Origin of the sequence: Desulfovibrio fairfieldensis, from assembly GCF_001553605.1 — a bacterium.
Classification (GTDB): domain Bacteria; phylum Desulfobacterota; class Desulfovibrionia; order Desulfovibrionales; family Desulfovibrionaceae; genus Desulfovibrio; species Desulfovibrio fairfieldensis.
The window spans coordinates 1,166,820-1,189,813 of sequence record NZ_CP014229.1; the positions used below are offsets into that span (position 1 = coordinate 1,166,820).

At 60.8% G+C, this 22,994-nt stretch carries 17 protein-coding genes; 11 read left to right on the forward strand and 6 right to left on the reverse strand.

The features are described 5' to 3' along the window. Positions 1 to 113 precede the first annotated feature (113 nt). A complete protein-coding gene (locus AXF13_RS05015) occupies positions 114 to 476 on the reverse strand; it encodes a hypothetical protein (RefSeq protein WP_223299977.1) in 363 nt (120 codons plus the stop codon). Positions 477 to 987: 511 nt separating this feature from the next. Between AXF13_RS05015 and AXF13_RS05020 the strand changes: the two genes are divergently transcribed. The 6 genes from AXF13_RS05020 to trpA are packed head-to-tail and all read left to right on the forward strand — an operon-like array spanning position 988 to position 7,464. Further along, positions 988 to 2,442: an anthranilate synthase component I family protein gene (locus tag AXF13_RS05020; protein WP_062251897.1), complete on the forward strand. Its 1,455-nt coding sequence runs from the start codon at positions 988 to 990 to the stop codon at positions 2,440 to 2,442. Then, on the forward strand, positions 2,423 to 4,015 hold the full coding sequence (gene trpD, locus AXF13_RS05025) for an anthranilate phosphoribosyltransferase (RefSeq protein WP_062251898.1): 1,593 nt from the start codon (positions 2,423 to 2,425) through the stop codon (positions 4,013 to 4,015). The genes AXF13_RS05020 and trpD overlap by 20 nt, the downstream gene beginning before the upstream one ends. Beyond that, positions 4,005 to 4,895, forward strand: a complete 891-nt coding sequence (locus tag AXF13_RS05030) for an indole-3-glycerol phosphate synthase TrpC (RefSeq protein ID WP_062251899.1) — start codon at positions 4,005 to 4,007, stop codon at positions 4,893 to 4,895. The genes trpD and AXF13_RS05030 overlap by 11 nt, the downstream gene beginning before the upstream one ends. Next, positions 4,885 to 5,514 (forward strand): phosphoribosylanthranilate isomerase, encoded by a 630-nt coding sequence (locus AXF13_RS05035; RefSeq protein ID WP_008684805.1) that lies wholly within the window; start codon positions 4,885 to 4,887, stop codon positions 5,512 to 5,514. The genes AXF13_RS05030 and AXF13_RS05035 overlap by 11 nt, the downstream gene beginning before the upstream one ends. A 1-nt stretch (position 5,515) precedes the next feature. Next, positions 5,516 to 6,694, forward strand: coding sequence for a tryptophan synthase subunit beta (trpB, locus tag AXF13_RS05040; RefSeq protein ID WP_008684804.1), 1,179 nt, complete (start codon positions 5,516 to 5,518; stop codon positions 6,692 to 6,694). Between the two features lie 2 nt (positions 6,695 to 6,696). Beyond that, complete coding sequence (gene trpA / locus AXF13_RS05045) at positions 6,697 to 7,464, forward strand: tryptophan synthase subunit alpha (RefSeq protein WP_008684803.1); 768 nt, start codon at positions 6,697 to 6,699, stop codon at positions 7,462 to 7,464. A gap of 332 nt (positions 7,465 to 7,796) precedes the next feature. On the opposite strand, the gene AXF13_RS05050 is transcribed toward trpA, so the two are convergent. The 5 genes from AXF13_RS05050 to AXF13_RS05065 form a co-directional block, all read right to left on the reverse strand. Beyond that, positions 7,797 to 8,132, reverse strand: coding sequence for a hypothetical protein (locus AXF13_RS05050; protein WP_190276381.1), 336 nt, complete (start codon positions 8,130 to 8,132; stop codon positions 7,797 to 7,799). Positions 8,133 to 8,641: 509 nt separating this feature from the next. Then, positions 8,642 to 8,980, reverse strand: coding sequence for a hypothetical protein (locus AXF13_RS05055; protein WP_062251901.1), 339 nt, complete (start codon positions 8,978 to 8,980; stop codon positions 8,642 to 8,644). 138 nt (positions 8,981 to 9,118) lie between these two features. After that, entirely contained in the window at positions 9,119 to 9,454 is a 336-nt protein-coding gene (locus tag AXF13_RS05060) for a hypothetical protein (protein ID WP_190276381.1), read from the reverse strand. 114 nt (positions 9,455 to 9,568) lie between these two features. Then, positions 9,569 to 9,961 carry a hypothetical protein gene (locus AXF13_RS16510; RefSeq protein WP_150116081.1) on the reverse strand — a complete coding sequence of 131 codons (393 nt, stop codon included), beginning with the start codon at positions 9,959 to 9,961 and terminating at the stop codon, positions 9,569 to 9,571. A gap of 2 nt (positions 9,962 to 9,963) precedes the next feature. After that, positions 9,964 to 15,618 (reverse strand): hemagglutinin repeat-containing protein, encoded by a 5,655-nt coding sequence (locus AXF13_RS05065; RefSeq protein WP_062251903.1) that lies wholly within the window; start codon positions 15,616 to 15,618, stop codon positions 9,964 to 9,966. Positions 15,619 to 16,218: 600 nt separating this feature from the next. Here AXF13_RS05065 and AXF13_RS05070 point away from each other — a divergent pair. The 5 genes from AXF13_RS05070 (at position 16,219) to AXF13_RS05090 (ending at position 22,941) form a co-directional block, all read left to right on the forward strand. Next, a complete protein-coding gene (locus AXF13_RS05070) occupies positions 16,219 to 17,451 on the forward strand; it encodes an efflux RND transporter periplasmic adaptor subunit (protein WP_062254725.1) in 1,233 nt (410 codons plus the stop codon). Beyond that, positions 17,451 to 19,388 carry a MacB family efflux pump subunit gene (locus AXF13_RS05075; RefSeq protein ID WP_062251904.1) on the forward strand — a complete coding sequence of 646 codons (1,938 nt, stop codon included), beginning with the start codon at positions 17,451 to 17,453 and terminating at the stop codon, positions 19,386 to 19,388. Before AXF13_RS05070 ends, AXF13_RS05075 begins: the two co-directional genes overlap by 1 nt. Further along, entirely contained in the window at positions 19,388 to 20,815 is a 1,428-nt protein-coding gene (locus AXF13_RS05080) for a TolC family protein (protein WP_062254727.1), read from the forward strand. The genes AXF13_RS05075 and AXF13_RS05080 overlap by 1 nt, the downstream gene beginning before the upstream one ends. A 150-nt stretch (positions 20,816 to 20,965) precedes the next feature. After that, positions 20,966 to 21,652: a response regulator transcription factor gene (locus tag AXF13_RS05085; protein ID WP_062251905.1), complete on the forward strand. Its 687-nt coding sequence runs from the start codon at positions 20,966 to 20,968 to the stop codon at positions 21,650 to 21,652. After that, complete coding sequence (locus AXF13_RS05090) at positions 21,652 to 22,941, forward strand: sensor histidine kinase (protein WP_062251906.1); 1,290 nt, start codon at positions 21,652 to 21,654, stop codon at positions 22,939 to 22,941. Before AXF13_RS05085 ends, AXF13_RS05090 begins: the two co-directional genes overlap by 1 nt. Positions 22,942 to 22,994: the final 53 nt, after the last annotated feature.

Here is a 22,994-nt window from a genome sequence, read left to right on the forward strand (position 1 = left end):
CGTTTTGATATTGAAAATATCTCAACGCGAAATTACTTCGCCGTTAAGCGATAATTTCAAGCGCAAACTGCTCTAGAAGGCGGTCCCGGAGATTTTCCGGGACCGCCTTTATCTTACGCGGTCGGAATCCGCCGCACATGCATCAAGTTATAATCGGCCAGGACGGAACAGGTTTTGCTCAACATCCCCAGCGAACGCGACAACAGCTCTCCAATCTGGTAAAGAGTGAAGTTGGTTATCCTGGTATCGGCGTCATAGCCCTTCATAAGAAAGACCGTGGCGAAAAGGTCGTTGTAAATGGCGCCCAGAGCGGCGGCGATATTCTCGGCCTTATACCGGTCAAGAAGCTCGCCTTCTTCCGTGAGGGCATACGGCGGCAAGTGGTACTGACAGTATTCTCCCGGCTTATGGCCGTGCCCGGTGAGTTCCGCGCCGTCTTCCGTTTTTGCTGAATCCTTTGGGGTTGGACCTGACATAAAAACTCCATGTATTTAGTTGTAGGGGGTCTGGGGGCAGCTTCGCCCCCGGCCCCCTGCCGCGCGCCGCGAGCTTTAGCCGTAGGCGAGCTTGCGAGCCGTACGGATAAAGACAGCAACGATAGGCGGCCCAGACGCCGGAAGGCGTAAAGTCTACTTGCCCGAAGGGCACACAAAACCTCATCCATGCGACAAGCCCACTAAAATAATTACCGAGGAAGCGTTTGCCGGAATGCCCCTGATAAACATCGCCCGGTCTTGACAAGCTCCGGCACTTTGTGTAGAACCTGAAAACACAACGGATTTTGAAAACAGCCAAGGATTTTGCGATGCACGCTTTCCCGACCACCTTCTTTGCTGACAGCTTTATGGGCTGGTGGTGGCGCATCAACATGCGGGGGGGAGACGTGCGGGCATAAGAGTTCCGTTCGTTCAGGTCAGCTATTGTGAGCGCCGTCTCCCCGTGAGACGGCGCTTTTTTTTGTTTCCACCACACACAAGGACAAGGAAGATGAAAGACACAGGGAATGCGCGGCCGCCGCTGAAAGTGCGGCAATCCGCACGCTGGCTGCCGGCGGATATGGACACGCCCATCAGCCTGTTTATGGGCATGGTGGGCGCGGGCAACGGCATCTTGCTGGAAAGCGCCGAAGTGGACGGACGCTGGGGCCGGTACAGCATTCTGGCCTGCGACATGGCCCTGTTCATCTCCTGCCGGGAGGGCAGACTGGCCCTGCGCGTGGAGGACCAGCGCTTCGCGCCGCTCGGCGACCTGGAGGGGCAGCCCTTTGTGGAAGGCCTGCGCGCGCTCATGCGTCGCCTGGAGATCACGCCGCCGGAAAACATCGCCGGTCTGCCGCCTATCACCCGTGCCCTGTACGGCTATCTGGGCTTCGGCATGGCCGGGCTGTTCAACGCCAAGCTGGCCTCCGTCATGCCCCCGGAAGAGGCGGACTGCCTGCTGGCCCTGCCCGGCACGGTGCTGGTTTTCGACCATCTCTACAATCGCCTCTGCCAGATCAGCCTGGGCGAGCATCGTCCCCTGCGTAGCGCCCATGAGGCGGTCGAGTCCGCCGCCAACGGAAACAGCGGCACGGGGCTTGATCCGGACGCAATCAGCGCGGAACCCGGCGAGGCGGGCTACAAGGCCTATGTGGAGCGGATCAGGGAGATGCTGCGCCGGGGCGAAGCCATACAGGTCGTGCCGTCGGTGCGGTTTTCCACGCCTTTCGCGGGCAATCCCTTTGAGCTTTACCGGCGCATGCGCCGCTTCAATGCCTCTCCCTACATGTTTTACATGCGCTTCCCGGATCTGACCCTGTTCGGCTCCTCGCCGGAGGTCATGGTCCGCTGCACGGAAGGGCGTTTGCAGCTCTCACCCATCGCGGGTACGCGGCGGCGGGGCAGGGACGATCTGGAAGACGCCCGGCTGGCCGCCGAATTGCGCGACGACCCCAAGGAGCGGGCCGAGCATGTCATGCTGGTGGATCTGGGCCGCAACGACCTGGGCCGCGTGGCCCGGCCGGGCAGCGTCAATCTGGAACGCTACATGGAAGTGGAACGCTATTCCCACGTCATGCACCTGACCAGCCGGGTCACGGCGCGTCTGGCCGACGGACTAGACGCTCTGGACGTGCTGGCCGCTTCCTTTCCGGCGGGCACGGTTTCCGGCGCGCCCAAGGTGCGGGCCATGGAAATCATCCGCACACTGGAAGGCCGGGCGCGCGGGCCCTACGCGGGCTGCATCGGCTGGCTGGGCCTGGACCGGGGGAGCGTCAACCTGGACACGGGCATCACCATCCGCAGCATGTGGGTGCGCGACGGCAAGCTCTTCTGGCAGGCGGGCGGCGGCATTGTCCATGATTCCGACCCGGAACTGGAATGGAAGGAAGTGTGCAACAAATCAGCCATCATGCGCCTGGTCTTGCGGGCGGAGGACGAAGAATATGTTTCTGCTCATCGATAATTATGATTCCTTCACCTACAATCTGGTGCAGGCTTTTTACGCCCTGGGGCATACGCCGCGCGTGCTGCGCAACGACGACCCCGCCGTGCTGGAGGCGGCCTCGGACCCGGAGCTGAGCATGGTCTGCATCTCGCCGGGGCCGGGACATCCCGCCGACGCGGGCCTCTGTCCGGAATTCCTCAAGCGCGTCGATCCGCGCGTGCCGGTGCTCGGCGTCTGCCTGGGGCATCAGCTTCTGGGTCTGCACGCCGGGGCCGGAGTGGAAGTGGGTCCCTGCATCATGCACGGCAAACAGTCGGAAGTCGTGCACGACGGCACGGGCCTGTTCAGCGGCCTGCCCAATCCCATGAAGGTGGGGCGCTATCACTCTCTGGTGGTCCGCGCCGACGAGGACGCTGCCAATCCTCGCTTCACGGTCACCGCGCGGGCCCCGGAAGGCGAGGTCATGGCCCTGCGCTACAATGACCGGCCCTGGGTCGGCGTGCAGTTTCATCCCGAATCCGTGCTCACGCCCGAGGGACTGCGTCTGCTGGGCAATTTCCCGCAGTCCGTCTTGAGCAAGGATAACGAGGCCGCCAGCCTCACCGCCATACTGGAGTGTCTGGCCCGCAAGGAGGATCTCACCGCTGAAATGGCCGCCACGGGTTTTTCTTCGCTCATGGACGGCAAGATGAGTCCGGCCCAGGCGGGCAGCTTTCTCATGGGCCTGCGCATGAAGGGCGAAAGCGCCCTGGAGCTGGCCCACGCCACCCGCGCGGCCCTGGCCCGCGCCGTGCGGGTGGACGGCATTTCCGGCACGAGTATCGACGTGGTGGGCACGGGCGGCGACGGGCGCAATTCCTTTAATTGCTCCACAGCCACCTCCCTGGTGCTGGCGGGCATGGGCTACAAGGTGGTCAAGCACGGCAACCGGGCCGTGTCCTCCAAGTGCGGCAGCGCCGACGCGCTGGAAGCCCTGGGCATCGCCCTGGACGAAAATCCGGCTTCCGTGGCCGAAATGGTGCGGCGGCGCAATTTCGCTTTTCTCTTTGCCCCGCATTTCCATCCGGCTTTCAGGAACATCGGCCCGTTGCGCAAGGAACTGGGCGTTCGCACGCTCTTCAACATCCTGGGCCCCATGATCAACCCGGCCCGGCCCAGCCATCTGCTGATGGGCGTGGCCCGTCCCGAACTGGTGCCCCTGGTGGCGGAAACCCTGCTTCAGTCGCCGCTCTACCGGGCCGCCGTGGTCTGCGGCGCGGGCGGCTACGATGAGCTGACGCCCATGGGCCCGGCTGAAATCTCCCTGCTGCACAACGGCACAATCAAGCCTCTGGCCCTGGACCCGGCGGATTTCGGCATCCGCTCCTGCACGCCCGAGGATCTGGCCGTGCACAGCAAGGAGGAAGCCGTGGACGTGCTCAAGGAACTGCTGGAGGGCAACGGCTCCCGCGCCATGCTGGACATGGTGGCGCTGAACGTGGGCCTGGCCGTCTACCTGCTGGAGGAAAACATGGATATGGCCCTGTGTATGGCCCGCGCCCGCGAAGCGGTCAGCGCCGGTCTGGGCAGGAAGGTGCTGCATGCGGCTTGAACGTTTTCATCAGGCCAAGCAGGCCGAAGTGGCGGCCCTGCGGCTGGCGGCGGAGCGGGGGACCCTGCCCGAACCGCTGACGTCCCCCCGGCCGGATTTTGCAGCGGCTCTGAGCCTGCCCGCCTCGGGAGCTCCCCTGGCTGTGGTGGCCGAGTACAAGCGGGCCTCGCCCTCGCGCGGGGTCATCCGCGAGGATCTGGACGTGGAAGAGGTGGTCCGCCAGTACGCGGCGGCCGGGGCCGACGCCCTGTCCATCCTCACGGAAGAAACCTGGTTTCACGGCAGGCTGGATTTTCTGACGCGGGCGGCCGCGCCCGGCCTGTATCCGGCCGCGCCTCTGCCGCTGCTGCGCAAGGACTTTATCTTTGATTCCCTGCAGGTCCGGGCCACGGCGGCCACCCCGGCTTCAGCCCTGCTGCTTATCGTGCGGCTCACGCCAGAGGCCCGCCTGCTGCGGCAATTGCGGGAAGAGGCCGAAGGCTTCGGTTTGCACGCCGTGGTGGAAATCTTTGACGCGGCGGATCTGCGCCTGGCCCGCGAGAGCGGGGCGCGCATCATCCAGGTCAATGCCAGGGATCTGCAGACCTTTGCCGTGGACCGCGCGGCCTGCCTGTCTCTGGCCCGATCCTGCCCGCCGGAAAACGGCGAAATCTGGGTGGCGGCCAGCGGCATCAGCCACGCGGAACATCTGGTCCAGGCCGCCGAAGCGGGCTACCAGGCCGCCCTGGTGGGTACGGCTCTGATGGAGCAGGGGAAGCCCGGCGCGGCCCTGGCGGCCCTGTCGGACCGTCCCCTGTCCGGCGACAAACTGGGCCATTGTTCTGTGTCGGAGGCAGTGGACAGCGACGAACATAGGGGAGAGAATAGTCATGCTGAGTAAAATCTGCGGCCTGACCCGTCAGGAGGATGTGGATGAAGCCGCGCGTCTGGGCGCGCGTTTCTGCGGTTTTATTTTTCACCCCAAAAGTCCGCGCTCCATCGCTCCGGAACAGGCCGCGCGCCTGCAAAGCGGCTCCATGCAGCGGGTGGGCGTGTTTGTGGAGCAGAACGCCGGTGAGATCGCGCGCATCATGCGCGAAGCCCGGCTGGATCTGGCCCAGCTGCACGGCGGACAGAGCGTGGCCTGCGCGCGGGACGTGGGCGCGGAGCGGGTCATCCGGGTGCTCTGGCCGGACCGCTACATGCATCGGGCCCTGCTGCACAATGAGCTGCAAAAGTATGCCGAAACCTGCGCCTGGTATCTGCTGGACGCGGGCCTGGCCGGGGGCGGCAGCGGCAGGCGTCTGGAATGGCAGGACCTGTACGGGCTCAGAGCTCCGCATCCCTGGCTGCTGGCCGGAGGGCTTAACGCGGACAATGTGGAACGGGCGTTGAAGCAGTGCGCGCCTGACGGCGTGGATTTCAATTCCGGCATCGAGGATGCGCCGGGCCGGAAAAATTTGCGGAAAATGGCGGCGGCCGTGAGAGCCGCGGCACAACCAAAGGCAACGGGTAAGTGAAATGAAAGACAGTTATTTCGGTGAATTCGGGGGCTGCTTTGTGCCCGAGCTGCTCATGCCGCCGCTGCTGGAAGTGGAAGCGGCCATGCGCGAGATCATGCCCACGCCCGAATTTCAGGCGGAGCTGGACGACCTTTTGCGCAATTACGCCGGTCGGGCCACGCCTCTGACCCTTTGCCCCACGCTTTCGGAGGAACTGGGTTTCAACCTCTGGCTCAAGCGCGAGGATTTGCTGCATACCGGCGCGCACAAGGTCAACAATACCCTGGGCCAGGCCCTGCTGGCGAAATACATGGGCAAGACGGCCCTGGTGGCGGAAACCGGCGCGGGACAGCACGGCGTGGCCACGGCGGCGGCCGCCGCGCGTCTGGGCATGGATTGCGTCATCTACATGGGCGGCGAGGATGTGGAGCGCCAGTCCGCCAATGTCCGGCGCATGAAACTGCTGGGCGCCGAGGTGCACGCCGTGCAGAGCGGCACCCGCACGCTCAAGGACGCCATCAACGAGGCCCTGCGGGCCTGGATCGCCAGCCAGCAGACAACCCATTACTGTTTCGGCACGGCCGCCGGGCCGCATCCTTTCCCTACCCTGGTACGCAGGCTGCAAAGCGTCATCGGCCGGGAAACCCGCGCCCAGATGCTGGAAAAGACCGGCAGGCTGCCGGATGCCGTGGTGGCCTGCGTGGGCGGCGGCTCCAATGCCATCGGCATGTTTCATCCTTTCCTGGAGGATGCCGACGTGCGGCTTGTCGGCGTGGAGGCAGCGGGCACCGGCGAGACGGGCTGCTTCAATTCCGCGCCGCTGAACCTGGGCACGCCCGGCGTGCTGCACGGCAATTACAGCATGCTGTTGCAGAACAATGACGGCCAGATCGAGCCTTCGCACTCCATTTCCGCCGGGCTGGACTATCCCGGCGTGGGGCCGGAACACGCCTTTCTGCACAAGAGCGGCCGGGTGCATTACGGCATGGTCAAGGACGCCAACGCTCTGGCCGCCTTTTTGCGGCTCTGCCGGAGCGAGGGCATACTGCCCGCCCTGGAATCCTCGCACGCGCTGGCCTGGGTGCTGGACCATCCGCAGGAATTCACGCCCGGCAGCCACGTGGTGGTCAATCTCTCGGGCCGGGGCGACAAGGACATGGACATCATTCGCGCGGCGCTTGCCGAAAAAGAGGTATAGTCATGCATGTGCTTGAAGAAAAAATCCGCAAGGCCACGGCCGCCGGACGTCCGGCGCTGGTCCCCTTTCTGACCGCGGGCTTTCCCGACAGCGCCCGCTTCTGGCCCACGCTGATGGAACTGGATGAAAACGGCGCGGACGTCATTGAAATCGGAGTGCCCTTTTCCGATCCCGTGGCCGACGGCCCGGTGGTGGAGGAGGCCTCGCGCCGCGCCTTGAGCGACGGCGTCAACCTGCGCGACCTTCTGAAGGAGATGGCCCGGCGCAAGGGTCTGATCAAGGCGGGCGTGGTGCTTATGGGCTATCTCAATCCCTTTTTGCAGTATGGTCTGGAAGAACTGGGCCGCGACGCGGAAAAAGCCGGGGTGCACGGCCTGATCGTGCCGGACCTGCCGCATGAGGAGTCCGCGCCCATGCGGGCCGCGCTGGGCAAATACGGCATCGCCCTGATTCCTCTGGTGGGGCCCAATACCAGCGAGGAGCGCATGGCTCTCTATGCCGCCGAAGGCCAGGGCTATGTCTATGTGGTTTCGGTCATGGGCATAACGGGCGAACGCGGCGGCCTGGCTCCACAGGTGGCGGCCACCATGAAACGGGCGCGCAAGGTTTTTTCCCTGCCGCTGGCCTTGGGCTTCGGCCTGCGCGAGCCCTCGCAGCTTTCGGAACTGCCCACCGAGGCCTGGCCCGACGCCGTGGTCTTCGGCAGCGCTTTGCTGAAACACGTGGATGCCGGTGAAAGCGCGGCGGATTTCCTGGCCCGCTGGAAATAGGGGAGGGCTTTTGTGAGGCGTTGACGGACCCGGCCAGCCATTATGGCGGCCGGGTCCGAACAGCGGCCTGATGCTGGTGGAGGACAATGAGGCGGGTAAAAAGTGATTGTCGGCCTGCTTGCTCTTGAAGGGTTGCGATTCAGGCTGTCCACTGGTCGGGATTATCACGCACAGTAATTTCTTCCTTTGCTGCACCGCGGAAAAAGGTATTTTATATAAAATATGTTATTATATAAAGATAAACTTATTTTCTGACCGCTTCCTGAAAAATTACCGCCCGCTACAAAATGAGCAAGGCCTCCCGGCGAAGGGAGGCCTTGCTCATTTGCGCACTATTTGTGGACCAACTCGCTGATCTTTTCTACAAGGCATTCCCTGATCTTCCCCTTGCTGTCCGTGGTAAAATTCAGCGCAATGGCAAAGCGTTCCGTAATCAACATGAACGTGTCGCCATAGTAGTAATAAATCTGGGCATAACGCATATCTCCATCTTGCAACTGTTTGACAACGAAAGCTCTCTCTTTATCAAATGCCGGATCGGTTATGGCCGTGCCGACATCTTTTTGCCCCAGGCAACGTGAAATCTCCGTGGCCGCCTGTTCCGGGCTTATCTCACTCTGCGGCGCATCCTGTGGAGCCCAAGCCACAGCAAACAATTTATTGTCCACAGTCTTTCCGCCACATGCAGCAAGGAGGCAGCAAAGTGCCATGCTGAATAAAAATTTCATCTTTTTTTTTATATATAATACAGCTGCGTAGTTTATTAGCTGCGATCTCAATATGCGTATCCCATCATCCTCTCTGCATCACATCCCCAGACAACTTTTTGCGCATTATATTTTATATTGAAGACAGCAATCCATGGAATATTATTTCCACCACCATCATCAAGTTCATAGTTGTAATAATACGCGCACATTGTATTTCCATTACCTATTTATTTGCATGTTTGCAATTTTCTTCCATCCATATTGTAAATTGAGAACCCGATATAATAGCCACTCCCACAGCGATCCCATTCTTTAAGGGCACGTATATCTCTTTCACCATACATACCTTCTGTCTCCGGCGGAAACCATACTCTGGGAAAATTTTCCTGAGTAACCCGCCCTATGCTGCGGCAACCACAAAGCAAAGCACGATAATATTAAAAAAGCGCATAGTTAGCCTCCCATCTCTACTGTTGCGGATTATTGCCAACAGGGGGCGTCGGGTTAGGCTGTTCTGGCTGCTTTTTCTTGCCGCTCAGAGTGCCCCAAAGCTGGCTGAAAGAATTCTTCAGACCAGCAAAGGCATCTTGGACGTCTGTCCACTGATTGCCCCAAAAATCCTTGGGGCTTTCCCACATTTCATTGGCATCCTTCAGGGCATAGGGAATGCCTTGCATGGCAATAACATCATCTACATAGGTGAAGGCTGCTTTGTAATTAATATTGGTCACGCTCTGGCTTTCACTGGTGGTCTTAGTCTGATCGCGGTTCAGACCGTCCAAGGACTGGCTGGGATTGTTTCTCACAATAATTTCACCCTTACCGATAGTGACATAGGCAGTGACAATAATATAAATTATCTGTTTTTTCTTTCTTGAAAATTATCTCTCCCCTATAAAACGGGCAAGGCCTCCCGGCGAAGGGAGGCCTTGCTCATTTGCGCACTATTTGTGGACCAACTCGCTGATCTTTTCTACAAGGCATTCCCTGATCTTCCCCTTGCTGTCCGTGGTAAAATTCAGCGCAATGGCAAAGCGTTCCGTAATCAACATGAACGTGTCGCCATAGTAGTAATAAATCTGGGCATAACGCATATCTCCATCTTGCAACTGTTTGACAACGAAAGCTCTCTCTTTATCAAATGCCGGATCGGTTATGGCCGTGCCGACATCTTTTTGCCCCAGGCAACGTGAAATCTCCGTGGCCGCCTGTTCCGGGCTTATCTCACTCTGCGGCGCATCCTGTGGAGCCCAAGCCACAGCAAACAATTTATTGTCCACAGTCTTTCCGCCACATGCAGCAAGGAGACAGCAAAGTGCTATGCTGAAAAAAATTTTCATCTTTTTTCCCTGGATCATCTATCTTAAACATATAGTTTCTTTCAAACTACAACTTCAATACGCATACCCCATTGTCCTCTGTGCCTTACATCCGTATACAACACCCTGTGAATTATATTTTATATTAAAGACTGCAATCCATGGAATATTATTTCCACCTCCATCGTCTAATTCATATTCATAATAATATGCACACATTGTTTTTCCATCTTCTATTGATTTACAAGTTTGTAGTTTTCTTCCATCCATATTATGAATTGAAAATCCGATATAATATCCATCCCGACAACGTTTCCATTCTGTGAGTGCCCGTATATCTCTTTCACCATACATACCTCTTGTTTCTGGAGGAAACCAAATTTTTGTAAAGTCTTGTTGGGTAACGCTTCCTATGCTGCGGCAACCGCAAAGCAAAGCAAAGCAAAATGGTGTCAAAAACATGCGCATGTCTAGCCTCCCTTGCCCTGCTGTTGCGGATTATTGCCAATAGGCGGCGTTGGTTGGGAAGGCTCCAACTGTTCCTTTTTTCCACTCAGTTTATCCCAAAGCTGGCTGAAAGAAGTTTTTAGGCCAGTAAAGGCATTCTGGACGTTCACCCACTGGTTCCCCAAAAAATTCTTGGGATCCTCCCACATTTCATTGGCATCCTTCAGGGCATAGGGAATGCCTTGCATGGCAATAACATCATCTACATAGGTGAAGGCTGCTTTGTAATTAATATTGGTCACGCTCTGGCTTTCACTGGTGGTCTTGTTCTGATCGCGGTTCAGTCCACCCAGAGATTGGCCGGGATTGTCACGCACAATGATTTCACCCTTGCCGATGGTGGCATAGGCGATCTGAGTTTTCTCCGTGCTCTGGTGGCTGTATGCACCAGGCGAGAACATGAGTTTTTCTTTTACCTTTTTCCAGCCACTTTGCAACGCATCTTGACCATTTAATATTCCATCTACCCATGCAAAATGCGGAATTTCTATCTTACCATCATTACTTTCTGAATTTTTTTGCGGATTCAAAGTTGCAGATCCATCTTCCTTTCCTACATCTTCAGATTGTCCATTCTTTTCATTCCACTTGAACTGGTTCACCCAATTGACCCCCCACGAGGTGTTGGACGAATTATCCACACCGTGGAGGTTCTCATAACTCAGGGTACCGGTATCCAACTTGAGGTTGTCATTAAGCGCGGCAATGATGGCGCCCGCCACATGGGTATTTTTTTCCGTGCGGATAGTTACGCTGTCCGTGCCCAGAATGGAGGACTGCTCCGTGACCCAACGCTTTTCGGCGCTGCCGTTGCCGACAGTGAGTCCGGCTTTGGGGGTGATGGATTTGGCCGCATCGGCGGCATTGGAAAGGCCGGGCAGCTCCAGATCGGCCCCATAGCCAACAGTAGCCCCGGCGCTGACAGTAAACTGGCCGGACGAGCCTTCGCCGGTGTCCTGCTTACTGGCCACTGTGAGATTGCGGCCCACGGTCATGTCCACGTCCTTGCCCGTAAGATTGCCCCCGGCCACAGTGGTGTCCTGACCGGAGACCGTCGTCAGCTTTTCCCCGGCGGTCACCTTGGCGTTGTGATAGAACGTTCCCTCATTGTCGCTCCAGCCCATGCCCAACTGGCCGTCGGCACTGAGACCAAAAGCCGGGCCGTTTTTACTGACGGTGGCTTTCAGCCCCACGCTCGCGCCCCAGGAGCTGTTCTGGGAGTCACTGTCCGCCGTGGAGACGGCGGCGTGGATATTCAGATCTCGCCCGGCGACCAAGGTCATGTCCTTGCCCGCCTGGGCCTGGGTACCCTGCATGGTCAGGTCCTGCCCGGCGGTGAGGTTCATATCCTGTCCGGCGGCAAGTTCTGTCGGCACTGCTGTAGTGGCATGGCTTTCGCTGCTGCTCTGGCTGGCATTCACACCCAGCGTCAGACTGGCGGAAGTGCTGGAGTTGGTCAGAGTCTGGCCCACCCCGTTGACGGCCTTGAAGCCGCTCTGCGCCGAATCCAAAAGGCCGTTAGCCTCTACGGCGGTCTTGGCATTCTGGTAGACCTGCTGTGCGTTGCTGGTCAGATTCTGTTCCAGGGTCAGGCTCAGGCCCGCGCGCAGTGTTTTTTCATAGGCGCTGGCGCTGGCCGTGTCCGTGGCTTGGAGGAGGTTGATATCCTTGCCCGCGGCCATGTTCAAATCCTGGGCCGCGGCCAGCCGGGAACCGGACATATTGACGTTTTGCCCGGCATTGACCGTGATGTTGTTATTGGCCGTAACCTGGCTGGCCGCGTTTTGCGTGTTGGCCTTGGCGTTGCCCTTGGCCGTTTCCTGATAACCCATGAAGAAGCTGGTCTTGTCCAGGCCCAGGATGCCTTCCACGCCGAAGCCGGAGGCAAATTTCTCCTTGCTGTGGGAGGAGGTGTTGGCGCCGCCGAGAATGTTGGCATCCCGTCCGGCATTGATGGTCACGTTATTGCCCGCGCTGAGGCTGGAACCCACAATGGCCGCGTCGCGCGAGGCCGTGAGCGTGATGTCCTGTCCGGCGGCCAGTGCCGAGCCCTTGCTGGTGCTGCCCGCGCTTTGCTCCTTTTTGCCCTCGGTGCCGTAGAAGCTCGTAAAGGAGCCGCCCCCGCCCAGGCCGAAGCCGGTCTGCTTTTTGTAATACCAGGACGTGGACTGGTTTTTGCCGTCCACAACGGCCACGTCGCCGTCGCGGGCCGTGAGGTTGATATTGTCCACGGCGGCCAGGTTGGAGGCCGTGACGCTGACGCTCTTGCCCGCGTCCAGGGTGACATTCCGGCCGATGAGGTTGGATTCCACCTGAGTCACAGTGGCCTTACCTTCCTTTTTGGACGAGGAACTCAGTCCCAGCGCGCCGGTGGAGGATTTGGAATAACTGTAAAAGTAGGTGTCCTGGGCCGAGGCCACGTTGACGTTGCCGCTGGCGGCCACGGTAAGGTCCTTGACGCTGGCCAGGTTGGAGCCCACCACCGAGGCATGGCCGGTCTGCGCGGGCGCGCCGGAAATGGAAGCCCCGGCCAGGAGATTCAGGTTGCCGCCCGCCGTGACCGTGGCGGCTTTGCTGGTAACGCGTTCCTCATTGCGGCGCGAGGAGGATGAGCCCAGCAGGCCGTTGGAGCTGGAACCCCGGATTTCCTGCTTGAAAACGTCCTGCACCGCCGTGACCGAGAGGTTGCGCCCGGCGGCCAGGGTGGCGTCGCCCCCGGCGGCCACGCCGGAGCCCGCCACGGTGAGGTCGTTTCCGGCGGTCATTTGCAGATTGCCGCCCACGACCACGCTGGAGCCGTGGTGGGTGGTGATGTCTTCATCCAGGTGATAGCCGTGGAAGGAAGAGCCAGTGGTCACGGTGGTCACGTTCACGTCGCGGCCCGCGCTGACCCGGGCGTCGCCTCCGGCGGCCAGTTGGGAACCGGCCAGGGTCACGTCGCGCCCGGCGAGCATCTGCAGGCCGTCGGCGGCGGCAATGCCGCCGGTCTCGCCCAGGCGGGTGACGCCGTTCCCGCCCACGATGCGCGCCTCACTCACGATGTCGCGCCCAGCGGCCAGAGTCACGTTGTTGCCGCTGATGGTGGAACCGCTGTTGCGAATGTCCTGGGCAGCGGCCAGTTGTACCGCGCCGCCCGTCAGGACGCCGCCGCCCGCATTATTGATATTGTCGGCGAGCATGGAAAGATTGTTGCCACGGATGGTGGAACCGCTGTTGGTCGCGGCGCCTGCGGTGATGCTGACATTGTTGGCGGCCACCAGCGAGCCGCCCGTGATGACCGCGTTTTTGGAATTGGACGCCAGGTAAACCTGGGGCACCATGACCTTCTGGCCGTTGACCTCCTGCTCCACCAGCCAGACGATGTCGTCGGTGAGCGCGGCCACCTGGGTGGACGTGAGGGCAACGCCCGCCGCCAGTTTGAGTTCGCTGGCCTGGGCCACGGCATTGTCCATGAGGCCGCGCATCTGGTCCGCGTCCGAGCTGTAGCCGTTGAGGAAGCGCTGGCCCGTAGCGTCCATGATCTGTTGCTGCACAAGCCGCGTTTCATAAAAGGCGTCGCCCAGCAGAACCACCTGCTGACGGTCCTGGTCCAGGCCGATGCGGCTCAGAAAATAATCCGAACCGTAAAAGAGGCCCATATTCGTGAGCATGGGGTTGGTTTCGATGAGGTAATGATGGCCGGGGCCGCTCACCGTATGGAACAATGCGCTGTCGCTCAAGACGGTGACGGCTTCCTCCAGCGAGGCCGGGTCCTTGTTGGTCAGGGGCGCGGCATAACTGACGTCGGCGAGATTTTGCAGGGCCGCGCCTGTGATGGTCAGGGTGTCCTCGGCGGTGAGCGAGGCGGAGTAGGGCGTCAGCACCTCACGCCTGACAAAGGTCTGGGGATCGTGGTAGTGGTCGAGGTCGCCGTCCTCATCGTCGTGGCAGTAGCTGACGTGTTCATACTCGCTTTTGTACAGGGCGTAGCTTTGATTGCGCAGACTTGTGGCGGCGAAGATATCCAGGTTCTTGCCCGCCGCCATATGGCTGGCGGAATTCAGAAAACTGTCAACAGCAATGCTGATATTGCCGTCCGCGCTGATGACTGAGGCCATAGTGGCTTCAATCAGGCTGTCCTGGGCAGCGTTCAGCTCGTGATAGTCCCACCATTTTTCCTTGCGGTCGCCCCAACGGAAGTTGTCGTCCCAGGAGCGCACGTGCCAACTGCTGGCATCTCGACGGATGTTCAGGATGGAGCGCGTGTTTTCCAGCGTCTTGGCACTGATGGACAAATCCTTGCCCGCCGCCATGGTGCCCGAGGAATTGCGCACGCTGTTGTTGCCCTGGCCGTCCGCGTCGGCGATGCGCAGACTGCCTTCGGCGCGGATTTCGCTCTGCTCGTTGAGCAGTTCGCGCGCGGTGGTCAGCAGCATGTCGCCTCCTGCATAGAGCAGGGAGGATTTTTCCAGTTCCGGCTCGGGCGTCGGGTCCGTCGGACCCGACGCCGGTGCGGAAGCCGCACCGGCGGTTACGCTTCCGGCCTGTTTTTTGGCCTTGCGGGCTTCATATTGCGGTTCAAACACGCCCTTTTCCAGACGCAGGTTGTCAGCCGTCACCGTCAGGTCGCGCGCCGCCGTGACGGCGGCTCCGGTCAGTTCGATATCCCCCTTGCCGGCCAGCACCGCGTCGCCGCCCGAGACGGCCTCGCGCAGGCGCAGCTTGCCGTCGGCGGTGATCACCATCTGGTCCGCGCTCTGCACCGTGCCTTCCAGGTTCACGCCCACGCCCTTTTCCGTGGCGATAAGGGTGATGCGGTTGGCGTACATGCCGCCCAGGGCCGAGGAGTCAATGCCCACTTCCGGTTTTTCCTCGGCGGCGGGATTGCCGGGATCAGCTGGGGCAGGGGAGGGATCGGCCAGGGGCGTCACCGTGCCGTCGGCGGCCACGCTGTTTTTGCCCGTGACCACGGCCAGGCTGCTGGCGCGCACCTGGGCCTCCACATGGGCCGTGCGCGCCAGCAGGGTAAAGGCGTCCGTGTTGTCGGCGTTGATGCCCGCGCCTTCAATGCGGATGTCGCCCTGGCGCACCTCATAGCCGCGCAGCGCGCCGCCGGGGTCCACCTCCGGCTTGCCCGTGGTGATGGTGGCGCGCGGCACGTTGATGAAGCCGCCGCCGTTGACCGTCACGCCGTTGGGGTTGGCCAGAATCACGTCCGCCGCCCGGCCGTTGACTTCGATATAGCCTTCAATACGCGAGCGGTTGGCGCTGGTCACCTCATTGAGGATGGTGCGCGCCTCGGCCCCACGGTTGCCGTGGAAGTTGGGATTGCCCGCCACAATGCCGCCGAGCTGCGAATTGGCGGCCCCGCTGCTGTTGTTCAGGATCAGGCCCTGCTGGTGGACGTTGAAATCATGGTACTGGTTGTGCGACAGCCCCGAGCCGTTGGCCGCCGTGATGTTGACCACCGGCACGCCGTTGGGCGCGGTCTCCATGCTCGGGCGCTTGTTGGCCGCCGCATTGGGGTCCGGCGTCACACCGGCGGCCCGGACGTTGGCTCCCAGTACGGGCAAAAGGATCAACTGCGCCGTAAGCACGGCGCACAGCAGGACATTGCGCGCTTCCCCTTTCCTCTTCATGATTCCCTCCCTTGAGCCCGGCAAAACGCGCTCCTTGCCCTGAGCGCTTACGCACCGCGCGCCGGAATCGGGGGCCGACGCGGCGGAAGACTGTGTGTCAAGTCGTCCAGATTCAGGTCCGCAAGCAGGGCGCGCGTCTTTTGCAGGCGTTCCGTCCTGCCTTCTCCGCATAGACGGCGGGCGGGGTCTCCTGTTCACGCAGGCGCTGCTCATACGCCTGGACAGCGCGGGCGGGCAGATCAAACGGCGCAACGGGCCCGGCGGCCTGGATAGCTGATGCCGGAAAAAGCTGCGACGCCAGAACTGCCAAAACAGCTGCGGCAAGCAGAATTTTATTCATGAGTATATATAGGAAGATGTAAAATAAAAGTAAATATAAATAAATTTATTTTAATTATAAGGTATTGATTCCGCCCGGCAGCGGGTCAAATTAATTAGTAATTTTTTTAGTCCCAAACAGGGCCGGGGAAAGCCTTTCCGCCTGGGCGGGAAAGGTTTGTAAAAATAGTTGCAACCAGATGCGACTCTTAACCTTGCGTTAACCCATGCCGTCCTAGCTTGAACCGCAATGAAAGCAACAAGAAAAACAGGCGGACGGGCGTGAAGCTCAAAACAGCGGGTGGAAAACGGCTTCTGGGCATGGCTCTGGCAGTCGCGGTTCTGGCCGTGGGCCTGGGCTTATGGACAAGCGGCACCTCGCGTCCGGATATAATCTATCTGAGTGATGCGGCCCGCAGAAGCGCCGTGCGTCACGTCGTCAACGCCACGGGAGAGGTCAAGGCGGCCCAGCTGGTCACGGTGGGCGCACAGGTTTCCGGGCAGATCGTCAAAATCCATGTCCAGGTGGGACAGATGGTGAACAAAGGCGAACTGATCGCCGAAATCAACGCCACCACGCAACAGAACCAGCTGGAGACGGACAAGGCCCTGCTGCAATCCTATCAGGAGCGCCTGGAATCCAAAAAGATCAGCCGCCGCATCGCCGAGCGGCAGTACCGGCGCGAAAAGGCCCTGCGCGCCCGCGAGGCCGCCTCGCAGGAAGATCTGGAAAGCGCGGAAACCGCCTGGGCCCTTGCCAGGGCCGAAGTGGCGGAACTGGAAGCCCTGGTACGCCAGACGGAACTGGCCGTGAACACGGACATGGAAAATCTGGGTTATACCAGAATCACCGCGCCTCTGGCCGGTACGGTGGTGTCGGTTCCCGTGGAGGAAGGACAGACGGTCAACGCCGCGCAGTCCACCCCTACCATTGCCCAGATCGCCGATCTCGGCAGGATGGAGATCTGCCTTGAGATTTCCGAGGGCGACATTCCGGCGGTGCGGCCCGGCATGGCCGTGTCCTACACCATCCTGGGCGAGCCGGACGTGTCGGCTCATGCCGTTCTTACGTCCATTGATCCGGGTCTGACCACCCTGTCGGACGGCACCTACGAGAGTTCCTCGTCTTCCTCGACCGGGTCCGCATCTTCCTCGTCCTCCTCATCCGGCACGGCCGTGTATTATTACGGCAAGGCCCTGGTGGACAATGGCGACGCCCGCCTGCGCATCGGCATGACCGTGCAGGCCGTCATCGTCACGGCGGAAAAGGCGGACGCACTGACCGTGCCGCTGCTGGCGGTCGAAGACGGCCCTGAAGGCAAAATAGTCCAGGTACTGGCGGATAACGGGGGGACGGAAGCGCGCAGGGTGGTCACGGGTCTTTCGGACGGCGTGCGCATGGAAATTGTGGACGGCCTGCGCGAAGGGGAAAAGGTCGTGGCCGGACGCGTCACCAGGGAGGAAATGGACGCCCGGACCGAACTCAAGGGACCGGGCCCCGGAGGACCGCACTGATGCCGATCATTGAAGTCAGCGCGGTCAGCAAATTTTTCGGCAGTGGCGAAAACCGCGTTCAGGTCTTGCACGAACTGAGCTTTTCCATTGAGGACGGGGAGTTCGTGGCCATCGTGGGGCCGTCCGGCTCGGGAAAGTCCACGCTCATGAATATATTGGGCTGCCTGGACAAGGCCGGCAGCGGCATATGCCGCATCAACGGCCAGGATACGGCCGATCTGGATCCGGACGCCCTGTCTGTCCTGCGTTGCGCGCATCTGGGCTTTGTTTTTCAGCGCTACAATCTGCTGTCCCGGCTGTCGGCCCTGGAAAATGTGGCCCTGCCCGCCGTCTATGCCGGAGAAGGCAAGGCGGAACGCCTGCAAAGGGCGCGCGCCCTGCTTGCGGACCTGGATCTGAACGACAAGCTGCGCAATCTGCCCGCCGAGCTTTCGGGCGGCCAGCAGCAGCGCGTGAGCATCGCGCGCGCCCTGATGAACGGCGGGCGCATCATCCTGGCGGACGAACCCACGGGCGCGCTGGATTCCGCCAGCGGCGACAATGTCATGAAGATTCTGAAAGAGCTGCACGCGCGCGGCCATACGGTCATTGTGGTGACGCACGATCTCAAGGTGGCGGCGCATGCGGCGCGGGTCATCCGTATCAGCGACGGGCGCATCGTTTCCGACGAGCGCACCCGGCCCCATGCCCCGGCCGCGCTCCACGGCGCGACGGTCCGTCCCGTGCTCAGGATGACGGGACGTCTCGACCAGTTGCGCGAGGCGGTCAAAATGTCCCTGCAAGCCATCTGGGCGCACAAGCTGCGTTCCTGCCTGACCATGCTCGGCATTATCATCGGCATTGCCTCGGTGGTTTCCGTGGTGGCTTTGGGACGGGGCTCGCAGGAAAAAATCATCGCCGACATCAGCGCCATGGGCACCAACACCATCGACATCTTTCCCGGCAGGGGCTTCGGCGACCAGCGGGCCGCCCAGATAACCACCCTGACCGTGGCCGATGCGGATATTCTGGCGCAGCAGCCCTATATCGCCAGCAGCACCCCTAATGCTTCATCCAGCGGCACGCTGCTGTACCGCAATATCTCGGTTACGGCGCAGCTCAACGGCGTGGGGGCCGGTTACTTTGACGTGAAGGGCCTGGAACCGGCCTCGGGCGGTTTTTTCGATGAGAACGCCGTGCGCCGCAACGAGTCCGTGGTGGTCATCGACGAGAACACGCGCCGGCGCCTGTTTCCCCTCGGGCAGGCGGAAGGGCGGATTCTGCTCTTCAACAGCCGCCCCCTGCGGGTCGTGGGCGTGGTCAAAAAGAAGGATATGGGCTTCGGCCCTTCGGACACGCTGAATATCTGGGCTCCGTACACCACGGTCATGTACAGGATTACGGGGTCCCACAGCATCGCCTCCATTACGGTCAAGGTCGCGGACGGCGTCATGCCGCTCATGGCGGAGCGGAACATCACGCGGCTGCTCACCGCACGCCACGGCAGCAAGGATTTTTCCACCTTCAACACCGACAGCATCCGGCAGACCATCGAAAGCGCCACCGGCACCATGACTCTGCTTATAACGGGCATAGCCCTTATCGCACTGGTGGTGGGCGGCATCGGCGTCATGAACATCATGCTGGTTTCCGTCACCGAACGCACGCGCGAAATCGGCCTGCGTATGGCCGTGGGCGCGCGGCGCGTCAATATCATGGAACAGTTTCTGCTGGAAGCCGTGCTGATCTGCCTGGTGGGCAGCGTGGCGGGCATAGCTTTGGCCGGTCTGATCAGCGTGGCCGCGAGTATGCTCTCCCTGGGATTTTCACTGCGATTTTCCATGGATTCCATCCTGCTGGCCGTGGCCTGTTCGTCCTTTATCGGCACCTGCTTCGGCTTTGTTCCGGCGCGCAACGCGTCGCGGCTCAACCCCATTGAGGCGCTCTCGAGGGAATGATGGCAAAGCGTTGCATGTTCCGTTGCGTTCCGGTCCTGCTGCTGGCCCTGGTCCCGGCCGGACTGCTTTCGGCCTGCGCCGCGAAAGAGCGTTCCGGGGCGGAGATCATGAGCGCGGTCGTCTCTGAACGGCAGACGGCCGCCCGCTATAATCTGAATACGGAATGGTGGCGCGGCTATGGTCTGGCGGCCCTGGACCGGACAGTGGAACTGGCCCTGGAGCGGAACACGGACCTGGCGGCCAGCGCCGTTGCCGTCAACCGGGCGCAGTATGAAGCGCGGCTCATAACGTCGGACCTGCTGCCGGGCTTTTCCGCCGGGGGCTCGGCTTCCGTCTCCCGCAATCTCAAGCCGGGCCACCATCTGGAGGACGGAAAAACCTGGCGGGAGAGCTGGCAGGGCGAGGCCGCCATGAGTTATGAGCTGGACCTCTGGCGGCGCCTGCGCGACGCCTATGACGCCAAGGCCTGGGAATACCGCGCCAGCGTGGAAGATCTGGCCGGTGCGCGCCTGGCTCTTGTCAACAGTGTGGTGAGCGCCTGGTTCAGGCTGATGTATACCGAACAATCCATCACCCTGGTGGAACGCAATACCGAGACATACCGGCGCATCCTTGAAATCGCCCGGGCGAGATACCGGGAAGGCAAGGCCACGGTGGTGGAGCCGCTTCAGGCCGAGCAGTCCCTGCTCAATGCCGGGAACATATTGACGGAGCTGCGCACGCAACGGGCCGAAACTCTGGAAACGCTGCGCAATCTGTGCAATATGCGGCCCGGCGAAACGCCTCCCCCTCCCGACGGCGCTGACATCATGACCGTGGCCGCCGTGCCCGTGGACCTCAACGTGCCCATTGCCGCCTTGGCCGCCAGGCCGGACATCCATGCGGCCCAGGCGCGGCTGGAGGGGGCTTTCAAAAACCTGGAGGCGGACAGGGCCGCCTGGTTCCCGCGCCTGACCGTGGGCTCCACGCTCAACCTCAGTTCGGACACGGCCGGACGCTTCTTCAATGTGCCCCTGCTCACGGGGCTGGCGAGCCTGAGCCTGCCCTTTCTGGACTGGAATACCCTGCGCTGGAACGTCAAAATTTCGGAAGCGGATTTTGAAAGCGCACGGCTGAGCCTCGTGCAAAGCCTGACCACGGCGCTCAACGAGGTGGACACCGCCTGCGCGTCCTACGTTCTGGCACGGCAGACCCTGGAGCAGACGCAGCAGGTCCATGAACGCGACCGGCGCATTGCCGCCTACTACGGCACGCGCCATGCCCAGGGCCGGGAGTCGCTCAAGGATTATCTGGAGGCCCTGGCGACAGCCGACAATTCCGCATTGTCCGTGCTTTCGGCGCGGTATACGCTGCTCACCTGGGAGAATGGAATATACAAGGCCATGGGCGGTCGTTATGAGCCCAAACAACAAGGAAGCGCTGATTGATGGTCTTTTTGCCCTCCGCCTGCGTCAGGCTCAGCCTGTGCGAAACGCATCCATGTCTTGATCTGGTTCATTCCGTGCGGAGTTCGTTTTTGGGGGCAGAGAATAAAAATCTTCATTGCCCGGCGCTTCCGGATAAGGGAGGGGCGCTCCATGCTGCACATCCTGCTTGTGGAAGATGATGTGGACCTGGCCACAACCATTGTGGAATATCTCGCACTGGAAAACATGCACTGCGACTATGCCCGGACCGGCGCGCACGGCCTGCAACTGGCAGGCGCTCCGGCATGCGGCACGGCCTACGACGCCATTGTGCTCGACCTTAATCTGCCGCTTCTCGACGGGCTTTCGCTCTGCGCCCGGCTGCGGCAGGAGGGCGACGACACCCCCGTTCTGATGCTTACGGCACGCGGACATATTGACGACAAGCTCGCCGGTTTCGCGGCAGGAACCGACGATTATCTGATCAAGCCCTTTGAAATGCGCGAACTGGTGGCGCGGCTGCAGGCCTTGTCTCAGCGGCGCAGCGGCCAGGCCAGAATATTGCGTTGCGGCGATCTGCTCATGGATGTCAGGGAGCACAGAGTAGAGCGGCAGGGCAGACTGATACAACTTTCGCCCATCGGCTGGCGCATCCTGCACGTGCTGCTGCGCCAATCGCCCGAGGCGGTCAGCAGGCAGAAGCTGCTTTTCGAAGTCTGGGGGGACGACCCGCCGGACAGCGACAGTCTCAAGGTGCATCTTTTTCATCTGCGCAAGAGCATTGACGCCCCTTTTGACACGAATCTGCTGCACACCATGCCCGGCCACGGCGTGGCCCTGCGCGAGGGAACTTCCTGATGGACAGGAAAATCAGCCTTTCATGGTTTTTGAGTCTTTCTTTTCTGGGCATCGCCCTGTTGCCGGTAGTCGGCTATGCCTTTCTGAGTCTGAGTTTTTTCGGCAAGGGACTGGACAGCATCATCTCGGCCAACCTGGCACAGGCCGTGCAGCTATACGCGGCTGGCACCCCGACCGCGGACAGGCGGGGCCTGCAAAACGTCAACGGCCTGGAGATAGCCCCCCGCTGGGAGGATATGCCCGCCGAGGTGCGCGACAATCTTACGCCGCCGCTGCGGGAAGGGATTCTCTACAAGTATGATCTGGGCTCATGGCCCGATCCGCCGCAACAGCTCAACTTTGTCATGCGCGTGCGCGCGGACGGGCAGGACTACTACGTGCGCCAGGGCGTCAGACAGGAAAACGCGTCCCCTCTGGTAGGACGCCAGATGGCCGAAACCGTACGGATTCTCCTGGGCGTCAGCGCCGTGACGATAGCCGCGCTGTTTCTGTTCACCCGCCTGTTGATCAGGAAAGTCTCCCGTCCGGCCAGGGCCCTGGCGGACTGGGCCGCCGAACTGGACGAGCAACGCCTGAAAGAGACGCCGCCGGACTTCTGCTATCCGGAATTGAACAAGCTGGCCGCATTGATCCGGAAAAGCCTTGTGGCCGAGCATCGAAGCCTGGAGCGTGAACGGCTGTTTTTGCAGTACAGCAGCCACGAATTGCGTACGCCCATCAGCGTTGTGCTCGCAGCCACGGAACTGCTGCGAAAGATTATGAGCCGCCGTGGCACGGACCGGGAAATGGAAAAGTCCATTGTCCAGCGCATTGACCGTGCCGGGCATACCATGACCCATCTGGTGGAAACGCTGTTATGGCTTGGACGGGATGTGGCGGAAATGCCCGCGCCCGGCATGGTGGATATCGATGCGCTGCTGAAGGAGATAGTCCATGATACAAATAAATTATATATTGAAAAAGATCTGAAGTTCGTTCTGGAAACGGCCCCCTGCCGGATGCTTTTGCCGGAGGCCGCGGCACGTATAGTCCTGGGCAATGTTGTGCGGAACGCATTCCAGCATACCTTGCGCGGTATCATTCACATCAGCCAGCACGGCGGCGTGGTCGAAGTGGTCAATTACATGGCCAGAGAAAGCGATCTCGCGGGAGACATCGGTTTCGGGCTTGGACTGGAATTGACGCGGCGGCTGACGGCCCGGCTCGACTGGCTTTACACAAGCCAGGCTTTTCCCGGCCGGAACGTGGTGACTGTGCGCCTGTCGGAAACGGTGGCTTTGCCCTGTTGACGCAGGGCAGCCGTTGCGGCGGATTTTTTCAGCAAATCGGCAGGGGTTATGAA

What these genes read in the sequence shown, in the direction of transcription:
- AXF13_RS05090 (WP_062251906.1), top strand. Translation starts at nt 21,652, where the DNA reads ATGGACAGGAAAATCAGCCTTTCATGGTTTTTGAGTCTTTCTTTTCTG.
- AXF13_RS05075 (WP_062251904.1), top strand. Translation starts at nt 17,451, where the DNA reads ATGCCGATCATTGAAGTCAGCGCGGTCAGCAAATTTTTCGGCAGTGGC.
- trpD (WP_062251898.1), top strand. Translation starts at nt 2,423, where the DNA reads ATGTTTCTGCTCATCGATAATTATGATTCCTTCACCTACAATCTGGTG.
- AXF13_RS05020 (WP_062251897.1), top strand. Translation starts at nt 988, where the DNA reads ATGAAAGACACAGGGAATGCGCGGCCGCCGCTGAAAGTGCGGCAATCC.
- AXF13_RS05085 (WP_062251905.1), top strand. Translation starts at nt 20,966, where the DNA reads ATGCTGCACATCCTGCTTGTGGAAGATGATGTGGACCTGGCCACAACC.
- AXF13_RS05015 (WP_223299977.1), bottom strand. Translation starts at nt 476, where the DNA reads ATGTCAGGTCCAACCCCAAAGGATTCAGCAAAAACGGAAGACGGCGCG.
- trpB (WP_008684804.1), top strand. Translation starts at nt 5,516, where the DNA reads ATGAAAGACAGTTATTTCGGTGAATTCGGGGGCTGCTTTGTGCCCGAG.
- trpA (WP_008684803.1), top strand. Translation starts at nt 6,697, where the DNA reads ATGCATGTGCTTGAAGAAAAAATCCGCAAGGCCACGGCCGCCGGACGT.
- AXF13_RS05035 (WP_008684805.1), top strand. Translation starts at nt 4,885, where the DNA reads ATGCTGAGTAAAATCTGCGGCCTGACCCGTCAGGAGGATGTGGATGAA.
- AXF13_RS16510 (WP_150116081.1), bottom strand. Translation starts at nt 9,961, where the DNA reads ATGCGCATGTTTTTGACACCATTTTGCTTTGCTTTGCTTTGCGGTTGC.
- AXF13_RS05030 (WP_062251899.1), top strand. Translation starts at nt 4,005, where the DNA reads ATGCGGCTTGAACGTTTTCATCAGGCCAAGCAGGCCGAAGTGGCGGCC.
- AXF13_RS05080 (WP_062254727.1), top strand. Translation starts at nt 19,388, where the DNA reads ATGGCAAAGCGTTGCATGTTCCGTTGCGTTCCGGTCCTGCTGCTGGCC.
- AXF13_RS05065 (WP_062251903.1), bottom strand. Translation starts at nt 15,618, where the DNA reads ATGAAGAGGAAAGGGGAAGCGCGCAATGTCCTGCTGTGCGCCGTGCTT.